The sequence below is a fragment of the Paenibacillus sp. 3LSP genome (genome assembly GCF_032465655.1).
GTDB classification, from domain to species: domain Bacteria; phylum Bacillota; class Bacilli; order Paenibacillales; family Paenibacillaceae; genus Fontibacillus; species Fontibacillus barengoltzii.
Genome location: NZ_JAWDJI010000142.1, coordinates 1 through 15,636, shown reverse-complemented (window position 1 = coordinate 15,636; position 15,636 = coordinate 1). Strand labels below are relative to the sequence as shown.

The window sequence follows — 15,636 nt, the reverse complement described above, 5'->3', positions numbered from 1 at the left end:
AGAACAAGCTAGTTCCGGCAGGAAGAGGCGAGGGGAACATGGTCAAAAGAGCGAAAAACAAACAATATCCAATTCGGCACTACGTGAACATCATGTTTCTGATCTCCTTCATCGTCCTGATCCTGGATTTCGTGATCAGCTTATCGGCAGTATCGATCGTCAAGCAGCAATCCACGCGGTTTCTGCAAGATACGGCGGATCTGTACATCAACCGGATCAACCATGATTTCGCTTATATTAACCACTATACGGGCTGGACGTTGGCGAACGATGAGAACTTGCAGGCGATGAACGATCATCCGATGAACAGCGTGGCATTTTTTGAGGGGAATGAAAATCTGCACAAACGTTTTAATGAGCTGCAAAAAAACTACGGCCAGGAATACAATTTCTTCGTGTATTTAAAGAACCAGGATTTCTTCCTTAACTGCGCGCCAATCAGCATCCCGTATTCAGATTACTTGGAGCTGAAGGAACAGGTTGTTGCTAACGTAGAAGCGGGCCGGGACGTTTACGAGAAAATTTACTCCAAGTGGACTCCCGTTGAAATTAACGGCAGGCACTATATTACCAACATCGTCCCGTATCACGACAGCTACATGATCAGCCTGGTGTCAGCAGATCAACTGATTCGTCCTTTACGTGAACTGAATCTCGGCAAGAACGGGTATGTCTCCCTGGTGGATGATCGCGGTCAGGCCTTAACCAGCCCCATCTCCAATAACGGCGCATGGATGGATGAGGATCGACGCTCCTCATTTTTTCAGAACTTATTCAAGGGCGGAACGACGGTGAATGGGGAGTTCACGAACGCGACTTTTCACGTCAAGCTGGTCATCCAGTTTGGAACCTTCGAGAAAATCATGATCGCCCAGCTGCTAATTCTTCTGCTCGCGGTCATGATCACCTGCAGCCTGGGATTCATCCTGCTCTATTTCCGCAACAAAGTCCTTCTACCGATCAAGAGCTTCTCCTATAATCTGGCGTTTTGGACGGAGGAAGGGGAGGTGCTGGCCTTCGAGAGCAGTAAGATCGTCGAGCTGGAAAGAGCCAATAAGCAATTTATGAACCTGGTCGACCAGATCAAGAAATTTAAAATCGACTTGTACGAACGGGAACTGGAGAAGCAGCGAATCCAATTGGATTATATGAAGCTGCAGATTAATCCGCATTTTTTCCTGAATTGTCTGACGAATATTTATAGCATGGCGCAAATGCAGCTGTACCGGGAAATCGAGCAGATGGCTTTGTCCACCTCGCGGTATTTCCGTTACATCTTTCAGAACAACGGGAATTTCGTAAAGTTAAGAGACGAAATTGAGCATGTGCGGATTTATCTAGATATTCAGAAGCACCGCTATCCTGATGCACTGGTCTATTCGATCGATGCGGAGGAAGATTGGGCTGAGGAGGTGCGAATCCCGCCGCTCGTCCTGCAGACTTTTGTGGAAAATGCCGTTAAATATGCGGTGTCCCGGATTTCACAAGTACACATCGCGCTCTCGGTGCGATGGGAGCGTGCGAGGAGCGAGGATCGCATGACGATCCTAATTACCGATACCGGGCCCGGATTTCCACCGGAAATTCTGGAGTGTCTGCAGAACGGCACCCCCTTGGATCAATCCGCTGGCAACCATATCGGAATCATGAATACGCTGAAGCGTTTGGAGTCTCTCTACAACGGGGATGCAGTCGTATCGTTCTCCAATCGGGAGAACGGCGGTGCATGTGTGATCTTATCCCTCCCAGCAGAAGTTGGGATGAACAGGAGCGTGGCAGTATGAACGCATTAGTTGTGGATGACGATGTTTATGTTGTCGCTGCTTTAGAGAAGAAAATCGAATGGAAGGCGCTGGGCATTGATAAGCTCTATACCGCAAACAACGTCGCCCTGGCTCGCGACATCCTGCAACAGTACCCGATACAAATCCTGATCTCTGACATCGAGATGCCGCAGGGGAGCGGGCTGGAGCTGCTCGCCTGGATTCGGGAAGAGAATTACAACGTTCAAGCGATCTTCCTGACGAACTATGCGGATTTCAATTATGCGCAGAAAGCGATTGAGCTGCAGAGCTTCGAGTACTTCTTGAAGCCCATCGAGTTCGATAAGCTGATGCTGATCCTTCGTAAGGCGATCGCCCGAGCCGAGGAACAGCAGCAGCGGGAGAAGGCGATGCAAGAAGGGGTACTGTGGCAGCGAAATCAGGCCAATCTCTTGGAATATTTCTGGCGTAAGCTGGTGAGCGCAAGCCTTACCGCCCCACTTAAGCCGGCAGCGGTGATTCAGGCGGTGGAAGATCAGCAGCTTGCCTACCTTCCGTCCGATATCCTCCAGCCGGTGCTGATACACGTGTTCCCATATAGCGGCAGCTTGGGGCGGGAGGAAAAAGGACTGTTCGATTTTGCCCTTGGGAATGTAATGAGCGAGCTGCTGCATCATTCGCAGTTTACCGCCGAGACGATCCTGGAGGTGAAAGAGCATCAATGGATGGCTATCCTCAAGTGGAATGCTCCGCCGAACCCCAGCGTACTTGCGGAATTGTGCTCTGAAGGGATTCGCCGAGCCAACGCCTATTTGCATTGTGATGCTTGCTGCTTAGTGGGCCTCTCCGATCAGCTGGAACGAATTGGCCACGCGCTGCACCAGCTGCTGATGATGAACGAGAGCTTAACCAAAACCCGCAACCGAACCTATTGGGCAGAGCGCGATGATTTGAAAAAGCAACCAGTATATCATCCCCCGAACCTGACCCGTCTGGAGGAGCTGCTTCATCAGAACGATTCGGCTTCGTTCCTTGCCGAGACGGCGAGATACCTTCGCGACTGCTTGGACCGCAAAACGCTGGACACTTCCAGCCTCGCCTTGTTCCGTCTGGATATTGTGCAACTTGTCTACGCCTTCTTAAAGTTAAAAGGAATCGAAGCGCACAAATTATATGCGGCACGGGCCAATGAGCAGCTGTTGGCGCAGTCACTCCATTCGATCGAAGACATGCAGGAGTATGTCACTTACTTGGTGAATACAGCCATGGCTTATCGGGATTTTGCGGCGGAACCGAAATCCGTTGCTGAAGAGATCAAGCAGTACATCCACGCCCATTACGGAGATGAGCTGACCCGGAACGATCTCGCGGAGGTTGTCTACCTCAACCCGGATTACCTCGCCCGTTTATTCAAGAAAGAAACGGGGATTTCGCTGGGCAGTTACATCATCCGAGTCCGGATCTCCGTCGCCAAGCAGCTGCTCGAAACGACCAAACTGTCCGTGTACGCTGTCGCCAACCAAGTTGGCTATGCCAACTACTCCTACTTCTCCAAGCTGTTCAAGCAAGAGGTCGGCGTCACGCCCAACGATTACAAGAAGAACCCGCGCAGCGCGGAGCGATGGCGGGTGGCGGAGCGGGCTTGATGGCACGCCAAGCGCAGGAAGAAGGGCCTTTCCGACTGTTGGATAGGCCCTTCTCCTTGATTTATTTTGACTTTTGCACCTTAAACGTAAATTTCCATTCCGCTGTATTCCCGGAATATCGGCCTCGATTTTCGGTGACCTTTACCTTAAGTGACTTGGTGATGTCCTTGGTCACCGAGGACACTTTCACCGTTGCGTTAGCCGAGCCGCTCTCGGGGATTTTGTCCTGCTCTTCCGCATACGCCTTTAACTTTAGGCTCTCCGATGATTTAAGTTTCAAAGTAACACTTGAGCCTTCTTCGATCTCTTTGCCATTCACCGATGCCGTGGTATACCACTCGTTACCCACGTGACTGTTTTCCACCAGTTCCACGCGGACGAGCGTCACCTTGAGCTTCACCGTGCTGGTCGCAGCCGATACAGGTTGAACCAAGCAAAGTAAGATCACGGAAAACATCAGGAAGAGTTTTAGTGCTTTTTTCATTGAGAGTGCCTCCCTCAAAGCATATTACTGAATCATTCAACCCGCCTCAGATTTGCTTCGATTTTATTTTCCAACCTAAAGCAAGAACCGCTCCAGCGCGCCCGTATCTGTAATGCTATGGTTGCAATCCCCGTTCTCCAGATAGACATATTTTCCGTAAATGGAGAAGTTGTCTGATGAAGCATGGGAGGACTTGGTCTTCACCGAGAAAAAAGGCAAGCTCTTAATGCCAATTGCAGAACAGACCTTCATCATCCCGCATTCATTTGACTATTGCCCAAGTCTGTTATAAGCTAACAATAGTCTAATTAGACTATTGAGTCGAGATAAAGGAGTTAAGCTGATGATCAAGTCATTTTTAATGTTAGGTCAGTCGAATATGGCGGGTCGTGGATTTTTGCATGAAGTCGATCCGATCTATAATGAGAAAATCAAAATGCTGCGCAACGGGCAGTGGCAGATGATGACGGAGCCGATCAATTACGACCGTCCGGTCTCTGGCGTTAGCTTGGCGGCATCCTTTGCTGATGCCTGGTCAAAGGCACATCCCGATGAGGAAATCGGGTTGATTCCTTGTGCGGAAGGAGGCAGCTCCTTAAAGGATTGGCATCCGGAAGGTACCCTGTTTCAGCATGCCTTATCCGAAGCCCGCTTCGCTCAGCAGTCCAGTCAAATCTGCGGGATTCTTTGGCATCAGGGAGAAAGTGATAGTTATGGTTCACTTCATGAAACCTACTACGAGAAATTCGCCTTGATCATTGAGACCTTGAGAAACGAGTTAAATCTGGATGATGAAGTGCCGCTGATCCTTGGCGGGCTTGGGGATTTCTTAGGAAAAACCGGGTTTGGACAGCACGCGACGGAATATCAACAAGTTAATGAGCAATTACAGCGTTATGCCAACACGCATCCAAATTGTTATTTTGTAACGGCAGCGGAATTAACCGCGAATCCGGATGGGATTCATATCGATGCGGTTTCGCAGCGTAAATTTGGCTACCGGTATTTTGAGGCTTTTTCGAAAAAACGTCATGTCCTGGAGCCCCTTCCGGGAGAAGAACAGTCGCTGAACGTGGAGCGTAACTATTCAAAAAACGAACTGATTTACCTCCATAGCATGGATTTGGCATTGGGTAAAATCACCTACGCAGAATTCGAAGCTAGGATGGCGAAGGTGATGATGCCTTGATCCCCTTACTGATCCTTGGCTTACTGATCCAGAATCCCGGCGCTCACGGCTACGAGCTGCTAGCCCTCATGGAACAACGCCATTACAAGTACATCGTTAATTTCACCAAGGGGTCGTTTTATTACAATCTGCAGCAGCTTGAAGAGAAAGGTTGGATTGAACAGATCCAGCAAGAGTCCACAACCAGCAGACGCGAAACGCGAAACTACAAAATCACCCCCTCCGGAAGGGCAGAGTTCGAAAAGTTAATGGTCCAATACGGCACCAAATCGGAGTATGTGAACCTGCAATTTTATGGAGCGCTTCTGTTTGCTGATGAATATGACAAAGACAAGCTGCTAGAGCTGATCCAGTCGCAAATCGATCAGACCAAATCCCGAATTGCACTTTTGGATGAATACCTGTCCAGTACGCAGGAGATTCCGGGCACTCTCGATTACTTCCGCCTCATGAACGAAAACTCCCGAGCCCATCACTTGGTTAACCTGGAATGGTTTGAACGATTAAAAACAGAAATAACAAGAACCCCAAGGGCTTAGATGACTTTCATCTGAGCCTCTGGGGTTCTTGAACATTCCTCGTCGATACTGTCTAGATTGACGAACGCTCCCCCTTGTTCATCATGCCTTCACACTGCCGAGGACAAGGCCGCTCGTAAAGTATTTCTGTAAGAAAGGATAAACGGCCAAAATAGGAAGTGCTCCCAGGAAGAGTTGAGCGGCGCGTCCCGTTCTTACATTCATCATCGCCAAGAGCTGTGTATAATCGTTGTTGGATCGCTGCATAATTTGCTCGAAATTCAGCAACAGCGTCTGTAAATAGCTTTGCAGAGGGTAATTGGCGGTGTCGTTCATATAGATGATGCCGTCGAACCAAGAGTTCCAATGACCGACGATGCTAAATAATCCGACGGTGGCCAGCGCCGGCTTTAAGACTGGCATTAGAATTCGAATTAGAATTTGCAAAGGCCCCGCCCCATCGATAGTGGCCGATTCCTCGATCTCTTCCGGCAAGCCCCGAATGAAGTTCATCAATATAATCATGCTGAAAACTGGAAGCGCCCCCGGCAGAATTAGAGACCAAATGGAATCGATCAGCCCCGCTTTGACAACGATCAGATAATTCGGAATAAGCCCTCCGTTAAACAGCATGGTGATCACGAAAAATCCCATATAGAGCCCGCGCCCCGCTACTTTCTCTTTGGATTTGGACAGAGGGTATGCGGTAAGCACCATTAATACAAGATTCACAAGCGTCCCTAATAGGACGCGCTGGACAGATACCCATAAGGCTTGAAAAAACTCCCCGCCTTTGATCGCAAACGCATAAGCCTTTGTATTGAAATCAACCGGCCAAAAGGCGACTTCCCCCGCCGAGACAGCAGCACTGCCGCTGAAAGAGACGGCAAGCAGGTTCACGAAGGGCAGAATACAAAGCAGCGATGTTAATATGAGGATCAAGTAGTTTACCGCTTGAAACAGCCTACGTCCCGGACTGCGGTCTAATATCATAGAATTGCCTCCTTTTCCCCGCTAAAAGATTCGATAGCCGGCAACCCGATCCGCCAAGAAATAGGACAAGGCGACCATCACGCAGGAAACAACCGATTTAAATAAACCTACTGCGGTTCCCACGGAATATTGCGCTTGCTGGATTCCGAGGCGATATACATAAGTGTCGATAATGTCGCCGGATTCATAAACAGCCGGGGAATACAGGTTAAATATCTGGTCAAACCCTGCGTTCAGTACATTACTCAGGGATAATACGGACATGAGCACGATGGTAGGCGCAAGCAACGGCAAGGTGATATAGAGCGTTTGCTTCCAACGTCTCGCTCCATCCATGACCGCAGCCTCGTACAAACCAGGGTCAATGCTTGTTAAGGCCGCTAAATAAACGACGGTTCCAAACCCAAATCCCTTCCAGATATCCGTCACAATCATGGTCCAAGGAAAGATGGAGGGACTACCTAGAAAAGAGATAGGGCCCACCCCGAATAAGCCGAGAAACGAATTGACAATCCCTTCCGAGCTCAGAATGTCAATCATGATACCCGCCATGATCACCCACGACAGGAAGTTCGGCAAATAAACCAACGTTTGAAACGTTCGTTTAATAAACGTATGAGCTACTTCATTCAGCAGCAATGCAAAGATAACGGGGACGACAATGCCGCCGATAATTTTGAAGATGGACATGTACAGGGTATTCCAGATCGTTCTTATAAAATTCGGCTGTTGAAAGACGTGGTGAAAATTCTCCATGCCGACCCAGGGGGAGTTGAAACCTAGCCCAGGATTATAGTCCTGAAAGGAAATAATTAATCCGTAAAAGGGAAGATAGCTGAAAATAAAAACCAGAACCACTCCCGGGATGAGCATGAGATGGAAGGCTCGCTGCCGCCATAATTTGTTGAGCATGATTTGATCCTCCGTTCATTGCTCGTACATTTCGTTAACGGCCTCAGTTACTTCGTTACCGCCGGCTGTCCGCCAGTTTTCAACTACCTTATCGAAATAATCAATGCTTTCTGCACCCATGATAATTTTGGTAAAGCCTTCCGTGAGGATGTCATCCAAGGTCGATCCATACTTGACGAGCACCTCGGGCGGAGCGCCCCACAACGCGGTCTTGATATATTGTTCGTTGTCAAGAATAGACTTGGCAAGACCGTACGCTGGCTTCGGGCTGCCTTGTTGAAGATAATCACCTGTAGCCGCTGGAGTTCCGTTTTTCTTGAACTCTACGCTGTTGTTATACTTCTGCCACATCCCGCTTGTCGTGAATTTGCTCGTGTCGTTGGTTTTCAGCGCTTCACTCACATGCTCGAACTGGGTATAGTCGGTTTCCGGGTTAATAATTTTGAATGCCCCGGTAACGTGAGCAATATCATTATCCAAAAAGGCAGATAAGGTTTCGGGATCCTCATTCTGTGCTCCTTCATCCAGCATGTAGGCATAGAAGTTGAGTAATTTGATAACCGCTTCGGGATTTTTGCAGTTCTTATTAACTACCGTATAAACTCCGTTGGCAAAGAAAATGGAATGCGTGGCTGGCTTCCCGTCGACGGTTGGAATATTGTACGGATAAAAAACCGCCTCTTTGCCCAAGTTGGTGACGACGTCTACACCAGGGTTATATCCCCACCATTGATAATAAGGTTGGATGCCTGCCTTGCCTGACACCACACCTGCGTTCATAGCGCTAAAGTCTTTAATGGCGAATTCCGGATCAATGATGCCCAGTTTGTACCATTCCGCCCAATCGGCCAGGGCGTTCTTCATCTCGGGTTGAATCGTTCCGTATACCAGTTTCCCGTCTTCGCCCGGGATCCACATATCCGGGTGAGCCCCCCAACCGACGGCCAGAAGATTCAAATAATCGAGCGTCTGATCCACGGCCATGCCGAATCCGCCATAGGCTTCTTTAAATTTAAGCGCGATATTCTTAAGGTCGTCGATCGTCTTCGGGTCCGGCAAACCAAGTTCTTCTTTCCAGTCATTGCGAATCCAGATGTAATCCGGCTGATCAATGATCCCCCAATGCATCTGAGGAATCCCGTATAATTTGCCGTCTTTCATTCCCGATTCATAACTGGAGCGATCGGCTTCCATATAGCTTTTTACACGATCCGAGGCATACTTATTGAACACTTCGGTTAGATCCATGATCATATCCGCCTTAATCAATTGCTGCAATTGAGTCGGATTGACATGGAACACATCGGGAAGCTTCTTGGAGGATATCGCCAAATTTAATTTCGTATCATACTCGTCGGTTACCCAATCCGTTACGACGTCAATATTGAAGCGCTCTTTATACGCTCGCGTCCAGATGTTCTTGGTCATATCATCGCCATCAGGAAATTGCGCAGAAGCATATTCGGCACGAACGGTATGAAGGGTGACCGTTTCTTCGTAGGAGCCAAACGCATAATCGACTTCTCCTTTTTCATTTGTTGCCTGTTTAGGTTCTTCTCCATTGACAGCAGGTTGACTCGAATTTGTAGAATTACTGCAGGCCGATACCAGTACAAGAACAAAGGATAAGGATAAGGATAATAAAACGGAAACTAGCTTTCTGTTCATACTTGCCCCCCTCATGAGTATGGAATACTTTCGCCTATATTGTAGAAGAAGCGTCAGGCCGCAAGAAATCAACGAAAATGACGATTTGATGTTAGATTCTTTACGTCTTGTGCGCAGAATCACCCAAGGATTTTGAAAGAAGTAAAAATGATATAAGCAAAGTAAAAAAAGTGTTATTCCGCCTAACCCGCAGTCATGGAGGCTAGATCTTACGTTAAATTCGGAAGAACCATGCGGATGGTGGTGCCTTCCCCCCACTTGCTCTTCAACTCAAATCCATGATTCTCTCCATAATGAAGCTTAAGACGCCGCATCACATTATAAAGTCCAATATTTTGGGCTTCCCCCTTCTCCGCATAGGCCAGTGAATCGGTAAGAGAATGGAGGGTTTCATCGTCCATACCGACGCCATTGTCTTGAATGGTGATCGAGATATCGTTGCCCGAACGCTCGACGTTGATCGTGATCGTACCGCTCTCCTCTTTCCATGCCAACCCGTGGAAAATCGCATTCTCCACCAACGGCTGAAGAATCAGCTTTGGAATGCGTTCATCGAGGGTATCCTCGTCCGCTTGGATTTCCAGTCGTATTCGGTTGTAGTAGCGTACTTTCTGGATGATCATATAATTGCGCAGGTTATCCAGTTCCTGGCGAACCGTAACCAATGCGTCTTCGGAACGGGCGGCATAAAACAGCATCTCGATAAGCGCATCCGTCATCTCCACGATTTTGTTCGCTTGCTGCATGGAGGCAATCCATTTCACAGATCCCAGGGTATTGTATAGAAAATGAGGATTGATCTGGGACTGCAACGCGCGGATTTCGGCGGTAGCCTTGTCCTTCTCCTCTTGTTGGATCCGTTCGACAAGCCGTTTTAATTCATGCGACATTCTTTGAAACCGAGTAGATAGATGTCCGATTTCGTCATGAGAACGAATCTCTTGCACCTGATCAAATTGCCCCTTCTCGACCAGCAGGATATTTCTCATCAGTTTTTTTAGGGGATGTGTAATCACAGTAGATAATAGAATGGAAACGATCGCGAGGAAGATTAACATCAGCGTAGCCAGCAAGTATAGGTTGTGTCGTAATAGATTTCCCTCCGCCGAGAGCTCTTTCTTCGGCATATAGAGATAGGTCGTCCAGCGTTGACGTTCAAATCGGCTGGCGACCATAAGATGATCCGTCCGGTTAGGCCGAATCGTCTCTGAAAATTTCTGACCAATTAACGAAAAATCATTGTTATATATGATGTTGTCCGATTCGTCCACAATGGTGAATCGCTTCCGCAACGACTCTTGCAGCCGATTGCTCGCAATCTCAATGACGTCAAGATCAATACTAACGACCATGAAGCCAAGCAGAGTCCCGCTGTCCGTATCCAAGATCTTGCGAACATGCGAGATGGCCAAGGTGTTGTTTTGAGTCTGTCTGTCGATGTGAGTATCAAGGATCATCATTTTACTGGTGGAAACTTGAAAAGATTGAAACCACTCTTCTTGGGTCGGACGATAACGGTAGTTATAAGGCTGATTGGTACCAACAATCAGATCCTGCCCGCCGTTTAGATTGTATACATAGATGGAGATTTCTTGATCTTTCATCATGATGTAGTTCATCAGCATGCCATAGACTTCATTTTTGTTCTGTTCGCTGTCGTCTCGAAGAAACTCTTGGATCGGGTAAATTTTCTCTGTGGGATGATCCGGGTTGTTCATTCCAAAAGTCGTTACCAGCGAAATCTTCTCAATTTCCTTAAAATACTCGTCAATGCGGATATTCGTCTGCTTGGCGACTTCCATCAATAATTCCGTATACTTTCGTTCCAATTGATTTTGGGAAGAGAAATAGGAGATGACCGTCATCACCAAGATCGGCACGATGATGACCGTTAGACAGATAATCACGATTTTCGATTTGATGCTAACGAATGGTAAGCGCTTTCTCATCGATTCACACAGAGCCCCTTTCCAAGTAAAGTCGGTGGGATTATCCGCGATATTCCTCAGGACTCATACCAACTAATTTCTTGAAAATTTTGCTGAAATACGGATAATTGCGATACCCGACCTTCTCGGCTACTTCCGATATTTTATATCTTCGATTCTCTAATATCGATTTGGCGCGTTCGATTCGCACTCGGGTCAAATACGAAATGAAATTCTCACCTTTTTCTTGCTTGAAGACCCGACTGAGATACGAGGGATTGACGTTGATCTGATTGGCTACGCTAATGAGCGAAATCTCTTCGGCATAATTTCGGTGGATCAAATCAGCCGCCAGATCCGCATAGCTTCTCTCCGGTAACGGATAATCCGTGGCGATGCACTGCTTCGCATATTCCAGAACAATACGGTGGATCTCATCCCAGCTCTCTGCGGTCAACACCGCTTCATACGGCAGCCTTTCCACCTGTGGCAGCCGACACGTGCACTTGGAGAAACCTTCGGTGCTGATGATCTCGGCTAATCCCATATAGAACTCCCGAATTTCGCGCTCGCTTGCCTCCTCAGCAACTAGATTTCGCCGTATCTCTAGGAGCGCGTCTGCCAGTTTCTCCTCCTTACGACTCTCTAACGCATTTCGAAATTCCGATTTCCATTCCTCCAACGGTAAACCAGACCTTTTCTTTGATCCATGGTTCATTTTAGGGGTTTCATAAATCAAAATTTGCCCGGTTCCCCAAAAAAATCGGCTTTGTAGGGCTTGATCCGCTTCGCGGTACGCCGTTCTCAAGCACTTTAAGCTTGGGATGATCGAACTTACACCTACAGAAAACGTGACGTTCATAAAATCCTTCATCGCTTGTTGAATATCCCTGCATAATTGATGGACCTCTGAAAGCTCGGACTCACTTTGAACCGTATTGATGATGAGTAAATAATCGGAGGAGCTTTCAATGACGACCTCCTTCTCCCACTTTCTCGGAATCATCTCTTCCAAAATATTAAGAATGGAAAAACGCAGCAGTTTCTCGTCTTTCTCAACGTACTTCTTACGCACCCTTTCAAAATGGTCCAGACGAAATTTTATCACCCGCAATTCGGCGGAACGAACGCGGACATGAAGCTGCTCAGATTTCATGACCGCTTCATTGACCTCCAGCAGCCCGCTGATCCAGTCTTTGAACAGATTTTCTTTAAGATACGAAAGGCTTTCCAAATAACTTACCGCCGGTTCGCTTTTACCGAAAGAAGCCCTCTCGGCCAACAGCTTCTGCCGAATGCGCTCCAGTAATTGAACCAATCCCTCCGGCGTAATCTCATTTTTGATCAGATAATCGACAGCCCCCAGTTGCATCGCTTCTTTCGCATAACTAAACTCATTAAAATAGCTTAGAATCACGAATTTGCAGCCTGGAACCACCCTTTGGGCTTCGCGGATCAACTGCAAACCGTCCATTAGAGGCATCTTGATATCTGTAATGATTAAGTCAGGCTGAACGCTTCTTGCCAGCTCCAGCGCTTCTTTCCCATTTGATGCTTCTCCGGCGAGACAGAATCCCTGCTGCTCCCATTCAACCATCGAACGGATCCCCATGCGCATCAATAACTCATCGTCAACAATCAGGAGTTTGAACATCATCATCACTCATTTCCATCTCTAATCCTCCTCGATAGCGATACTAGAAAGCATTTACATCTTGATTTCTATCTTAATGGGTAAAAATTACAGTTCCCATGGTAATTATGGTGCCGCAGTTGCAATATATTGCGCTCTATCAAGATGGCAACTTTTGCTAGGTTGTGCTTCCGCATATGTCTCGGGAAATTCCCGCAAAATTCCAACGAGTACCCTGCTCTCTTGTCCACACCGATTCATAGAAACGGAAATAGAATATATCATCCCTATGAAAAGGAGTGATAGATTTTGGCAAACCGCGATGTACGTCTTGCATTATGGTCAGGTGCTAATTTTACAGGCCGCCGGATTCTCTTCAGACGCGGCGGGGTCGCTGTCCGCGATCTGGGAGCGTTCAGATTTAATAATGCACTGACCAGCTTCCGGCTCAGAAATATTGTGCAAAGCAACCGCGTCACCCTGGTATTGTTCTCGGGAACGAACTTCCAAGGTTCGATCCGGGTATTCCGGGGCAGTCAAAATGTGGCCAACCTGGGCAACCTCGGCTTCAACAACGTAACTACTTCACTTGTTCTCGTTGGCCGCAACCTGACCAATGCAGAGATCGCTGAAATTCAGCGTACCGGAAGACCTCCGAGAGACATCCTGATTATTAGACAATAAAGGATCACAGGCTCATCGTTGGAAGCAGAACGGAAGAAGTGAGCATGCCACCGCGTTCCTTCACCGAATGGTTTTTCCTCCTTAAATGAACGAATATAGCGAAACGCCCCGGCCTAAAGAATCGCTCTAGGCCGGGGCGTTTATTTGTGTATTATGTTGCTTTTTTACTTCGCATCTTTGTAGGTCAAATTAATGTGATTCAGGTCCGTGCTGCTGTCAAAAATAAATTCCAGCTGGTAATCCCCGCGGATGTACACTAATTTTTTCTGGGTGAGTTTACCCGTTTTAAAGGTAGAAGTCGAGTTGGGCATTCCCCATTGCTTCATCAAAATTTTTTGAGTAATGCTGCCGAGATTCTGTTGACGCTCGACTCCCGTGCCAAAGTAACGCATTTCTTGAAGCTTCTTCGACTTGTAGGAAAAAGCAAGGCTAGGTTGCCCCATGGAACCATGATATGAGTCAAAGGCATTCGCCCCTGTGCCCGCTTCCTCAGGCTCACCAATAGCTTTAATGATCTCTTGACGTGTGGTTTTTCCAAGCGTAGGTGCTTTTAATGGTTTGACTGCATCTTCCGGGAATTGGCCTTTAAGGGCCGGCTTATAAAAGCTATTCAAAAAGCTGTTCACGGACTGTGAAGCTTTAGATTCCGTCGCTGTTGCAGTCTTTGCTGGCGGTGCCGCAGATACAGTCGGCAGGCTGTTCGAGATCCCAATGAATCCGAGTACTGCAGCTCCTGCGATATACAAGGCTGCCGTTTTCTTTCTTGCAGATTTATTCATGAAACCATCCTCCTGTTTTCTAGCACCTCGGATGCTGATTTTTGCTACACCCTTGTAACGAAACGAAACTGTAAAAGGTTGCTGGTAACAGGAGCAAACCTTCGCTGAAATCAAGGAGCAACGATTTCGACCTTGATTCGATCGGGGTCCTCAAAAAATACCGCATAATGCCCCGGTCCGCCGGCATAGGGATGTCTGTCTTTATAGAGAATAGGTACCCCACGTTCTTCCAGATGCTTCGTCATCCTGTCGACCTGTTCCTTGGAGTTCGCTTGGAATGCGAGATGGTTGAGTCCCGCTCTTTTTCGATGATAGGGGATGTCTAAGTAGTTTGGTTCCGTTTGTACAAAGACCAGATAGGTAGTTCCACTTCTCCAACTCACTCCCTGATCCCAATCTTGATAGACCGAATATCCAAGCTCTTGAAAGATCCAATCCCAGAATGCTCTGCTTGTTTGGAGGTCGGATACATTGATTTCAACATGATGGATCATGATAAACTCCTTCTTTCTTATTCAAATAAATCAAGACTTAATCGGATCATATCCCTGCATTGAATTCCGTTCTCATAAATTTTTTCAGGATAGTGTCTGATAAAAAAGTCCCGATCAATCCCCGTAATTCGGAATCCGCATTTTTGATAAAGCAGCAGCTGTCCTACACTTGAGTTTCCTGTCCCGATTTCAATCGTTTTGGCGTTTTTCTCTCTTGCTTGGTCCAATGCAAACTGAATCAGTTTCTTCCCGATCCCTCTTCCCTGAAACGCTTCACGCACTGCGATGTTTACAATTTCCAATGTTCCGGGTCGTGTTGGTAGTAATACAATGACAGCAACAATCTGCTCTCTCTCGTCCAAGCCCACATAACACTGACCTCTTTGCAAATACTCCGCAATCATCTCTTGCGATGGATCAGCTAACAGTAATAGATCAAGGGGAACTTCTTCGTGATCTTCAAGTAGGCGTATCTTCACATCCATATGTATCTCCCTATAGGTTATGTCTTTCTTTTAAATATATCAGATCTGAAACGTTGTACTGCCGTTTAATATTAGTCTTTCAACTTCTTGTTGCCTAACCCTTGTTCCACCCTTCTCCGTTAGACACCAATTATCAGGCCTGGTATTAAGAAGGCAGCGTCTGATGAAAAAAGTTCGTGACAATAATAATACGTTTGATATTCTCTAATCCCAATTAAGTCGAGGTTACTTGGAAATAAGGTCTAATTCTTCTTTTCGATTGTTCCATTCGATCATTACCTTAATTACTGAATCTTTTGGTGGAATTGCACCATTTCCTCCTGATAGTGCACTTATTACACCATCAACTGACAAATCCGGTAATTCTCCACTACCGCCTACCCCAATACCCTTATACGAATATTTAACATGAATTCGGAATGTAGCCTAGCCAAAATCTGAGAGATTCACGTTGTGACAA

General features: G+C 47.1%; 15 protein-coding genes. 5 read left to right on the top strand and 10 right to left on the bottom strand.

Translation table 11 applies throughout. The annotated features are described in order from the left end of the window. Positions 1 to 38 precede the first annotated feature (38 nt). Both RW092_RS11520 and RW092_RS11515 read left to right on the top strand, forming a co-directional pair. Entirely contained in the window at positions 39 to 1,784 is a 1,746-nt protein-coding gene (locus RW092_RS11520) for a sensor histidine kinase (protein WP_127575818.1), read from the top strand. Next, complete coding sequence (locus tag RW092_RS11515; RefSeq protein ID WP_028538637.1) at positions 1,781 to 3,409, top strand: helix-turn-helix domain-containing protein; 1,629 nt, start codon at positions 1,781 to 1,783, stop codon at positions 3,407 to 3,409. The genes RW092_RS11520 and RW092_RS11515 overlap by 4 nt, the downstream gene beginning before the upstream one ends. A gap of 61 nt (positions 3,410 to 3,470) precedes the next feature. On the opposite strand, the gene RW092_RS11510 is transcribed toward RW092_RS11515, so the two are convergent. Further along, positions 3,471 to 3,893, bottom strand: a complete 423-nt coding sequence (locus RW092_RS11510) for a hypothetical protein (protein WP_127575817.1) — start codon at positions 3,891 to 3,893, stop codon at positions 3,471 to 3,473. A 75-nt stretch (positions 3,894 to 3,968) separates the two neighbouring features. Beyond that, positions 3,969 to 4,145: a hypothetical protein gene (locus RW092_RS11505; protein WP_174844475.1), complete on the bottom strand. Its 177-nt coding sequence runs from the start codon at positions 4,143 to 4,145 to the stop codon at positions 3,969 to 3,971. 91 nt (positions 4,146 to 4,236) lie between these two features. Here RW092_RS11505 and RW092_RS11500 point away from each other — a divergent pair, with 91 nt between their 5' ends. Together RW092_RS11500 and RW092_RS11495 are read left to right on the top strand one after the other, a co-directional pair. Beyond that, positions 4,237 to 5,082, top strand: coding sequence for a sialate O-acetylesterase (locus RW092_RS11500; RefSeq protein WP_016311000.1), 846 nt, complete (start codon positions 4,237 to 4,239; stop codon positions 5,080 to 5,082). Further along, the gene (locus tag RW092_RS11495) at positions 5,079 to 5,621 is read left to right on the top strand and encodes a PadR family transcriptional regulator (protein ID WP_016310999.1); all 543 of its coding nucleotides are present in this window, start codon (positions 5,079 to 5,081) and stop codon (positions 5,619 to 5,621) included. Before RW092_RS11500 ends, RW092_RS11495 begins: the two co-directional genes overlap by 4 nt. A gap of 81 nt (positions 5,622 to 5,702) precedes the next feature. On the opposite strand, the gene RW092_RS11490 is transcribed toward RW092_RS11495, so the two are convergent. The 5 genes from RW092_RS11490 to RW092_RS11470 all read right to left on the bottom strand — a co-directional run bounded on the left by RW092_RS11490 (position 5,703) and on the right by RW092_RS11470 (position 12,758). Further along, positions 5,703 to 6,593, bottom strand: coding sequence for a carbohydrate ABC transporter permease (locus tag RW092_RS11490; RefSeq protein WP_316010251.1), 891 nt, complete (start codon positions 6,591 to 6,593; stop codon positions 5,703 to 5,705). A gap of 21 nt (positions 6,594 to 6,614) precedes the next feature. Then, entirely contained in the window at positions 6,615 to 7,505 is an 891-nt protein-coding gene (locus tag RW092_RS11485; RefSeq protein WP_028538635.1) for an ABC transporter permease, read from the bottom strand. 15 nt (positions 7,506 to 7,520) lie between these two features. Continuing rightward, positions 7,521 to 9,173: an extracellular solute-binding protein gene (locus RW092_RS11480; protein ID WP_316010250.1), complete on the bottom strand. Its 1,653-nt coding sequence runs from the start codon at positions 9,171 to 9,173 to the stop codon at positions 7,521 to 7,523. A gap of 209 nt (positions 9,174 to 9,382) precedes the next feature. After that, positions 9,383 to 11,080, bottom strand: coding sequence for a sensor histidine kinase (locus RW092_RS11475; protein ID WP_316010249.1), 1,698 nt, complete (start codon positions 11,078 to 11,080; stop codon positions 9,383 to 9,385). 82 nt (positions 11,081 to 11,162) lie between these two features. Beyond that, entirely contained in the window at positions 11,163 to 12,758 is a 1,596-nt protein-coding gene (locus RW092_RS11470) for a response regulator (RefSeq protein ID WP_316010248.1), read from the bottom strand. 285 nt (positions 12,759 to 13,043) lie between these two features. Between RW092_RS11470 and RW092_RS11465 the strand changes: the two genes are divergently transcribed. Continuing rightward, positions 13,044 to 13,418 carry a hypothetical protein gene (locus tag RW092_RS11465; RefSeq protein ID WP_316010247.1) on the top strand — a complete coding sequence of 125 codons (375 nt, stop codon included), beginning with the start codon at positions 13,044 to 13,046 and terminating at the stop codon, positions 13,416 to 13,418. 164 nt (positions 13,419 to 13,582) lie between these two features. Here the strand turns inward: RW092_RS11465 and RW092_RS11460 are convergent, their stop codons facing one another. The 3 genes from RW092_RS11460 to RW092_RS11450 form a co-directional block, all read right to left on the bottom strand. Then, the gene (locus RW092_RS11460) at positions 13,583 to 14,197 is read right to left on the bottom strand and encodes a YjgB family protein (protein WP_085170951.1); all 615 of its coding nucleotides are present in this window, start codon (positions 14,195 to 14,197) and stop codon (positions 13,583 to 13,585) included. A 110-nt stretch (positions 14,198 to 14,307) separates the two neighbouring features. Next, positions 14,308 to 14,691: a VOC family protein gene (locus RW092_RS11455; protein WP_028538630.1), complete on the bottom strand. Its 384-nt coding sequence runs from the start codon at positions 14,689 to 14,691 to the stop codon at positions 14,308 to 14,310. A gap of 17 nt (positions 14,692 to 14,708) precedes the next feature. Further along, the gene (locus RW092_RS11450; RefSeq protein ID WP_316010270.1) at positions 14,709 to 15,170 is read right to left on the bottom strand and encodes a GNAT family N-acetyltransferase; all 462 of its coding nucleotides are present in this window, start codon (positions 15,168 to 15,170) and stop codon (positions 14,709 to 14,711) included. Positions 15,171 to 15,636 lie beyond the last annotated feature (466 nt).

What these genes read in the sequence shown, in the direction of transcription:
- RW092_RS11480 (WP_316010250.1), bottom strand. Translation starts at nt 9,173, where the DNA reads ATGAACAGAAAGCTAGTTTCCGTTTTATTATCCTTATCCTTATCCTTT.
- RW092_RS11500 (WP_016311000.1), top strand. Translation starts at nt 4,237, where the DNA reads ATGATCAAGTCATTTTTAATGTTAGGTCAGTCGAATATGGCGGGTCGT.
- RW092_RS11510 (WP_127575817.1), bottom strand. Translation starts at nt 3,893, where the DNA reads ATGAAAAAAGCACTAAAACTCTTCCTGATGTTTTCCGTGATCTTACTT.
- RW092_RS11470 (WP_316010248.1), bottom strand. Translation starts at nt 12,758, where the DNA reads ATGATGTTCAAACTCCTGATTGTTGACGATGAGTTATTGATGCGCATG.
- RW092_RS11455 (WP_028538630.1), bottom strand. Translation starts at nt 14,691, where the DNA reads ATGATCCATCATGTTGAAATCAATGTATCCGACCTCCAAACAAGCAGA.
- RW092_RS11515 (WP_028538637.1), top strand. Translation starts at nt 1,781, where the DNA reads ATGAACGCATTAGTTGTGGATGACGATGTTTATGTTGTCGCTGCTTTA.
- RW092_RS11485 (WP_028538635.1), bottom strand. Translation starts at nt 7,505, where the DNA reads ATGCTCAACAAATTATGGCGGCAGCGAGCCTTCCATCTCATGCTCATC.
- RW092_RS11505 (WP_174844475.1), bottom strand. Translation starts at nt 4,145, where the DNA reads ATGAAGGTCTGTTCTGCAATTGGCATTAAGAGCTTGCCTTTTTTCTCG.
- RW092_RS11490 (WP_316010251.1), bottom strand. Translation starts at nt 6,593, where the DNA reads ATGATATTAGACCGCAGTCCGGGACGTAGGCTGTTTCAAGCGGTAAAC.
- RW092_RS11520 (WP_127575818.1), top strand. Translation starts at nt 39, where the DNA reads ATGGTCAAAAGAGCGAAAAACAAACAATATCCAATTCGGCACTACGTG.
- RW092_RS11460 (WP_085170951.1), bottom strand. Translation starts at nt 14,197, where the DNA reads ATGAATAAATCTGCAAGAAAGAAAACGGCAGCCTTGTATATCGCAGGA.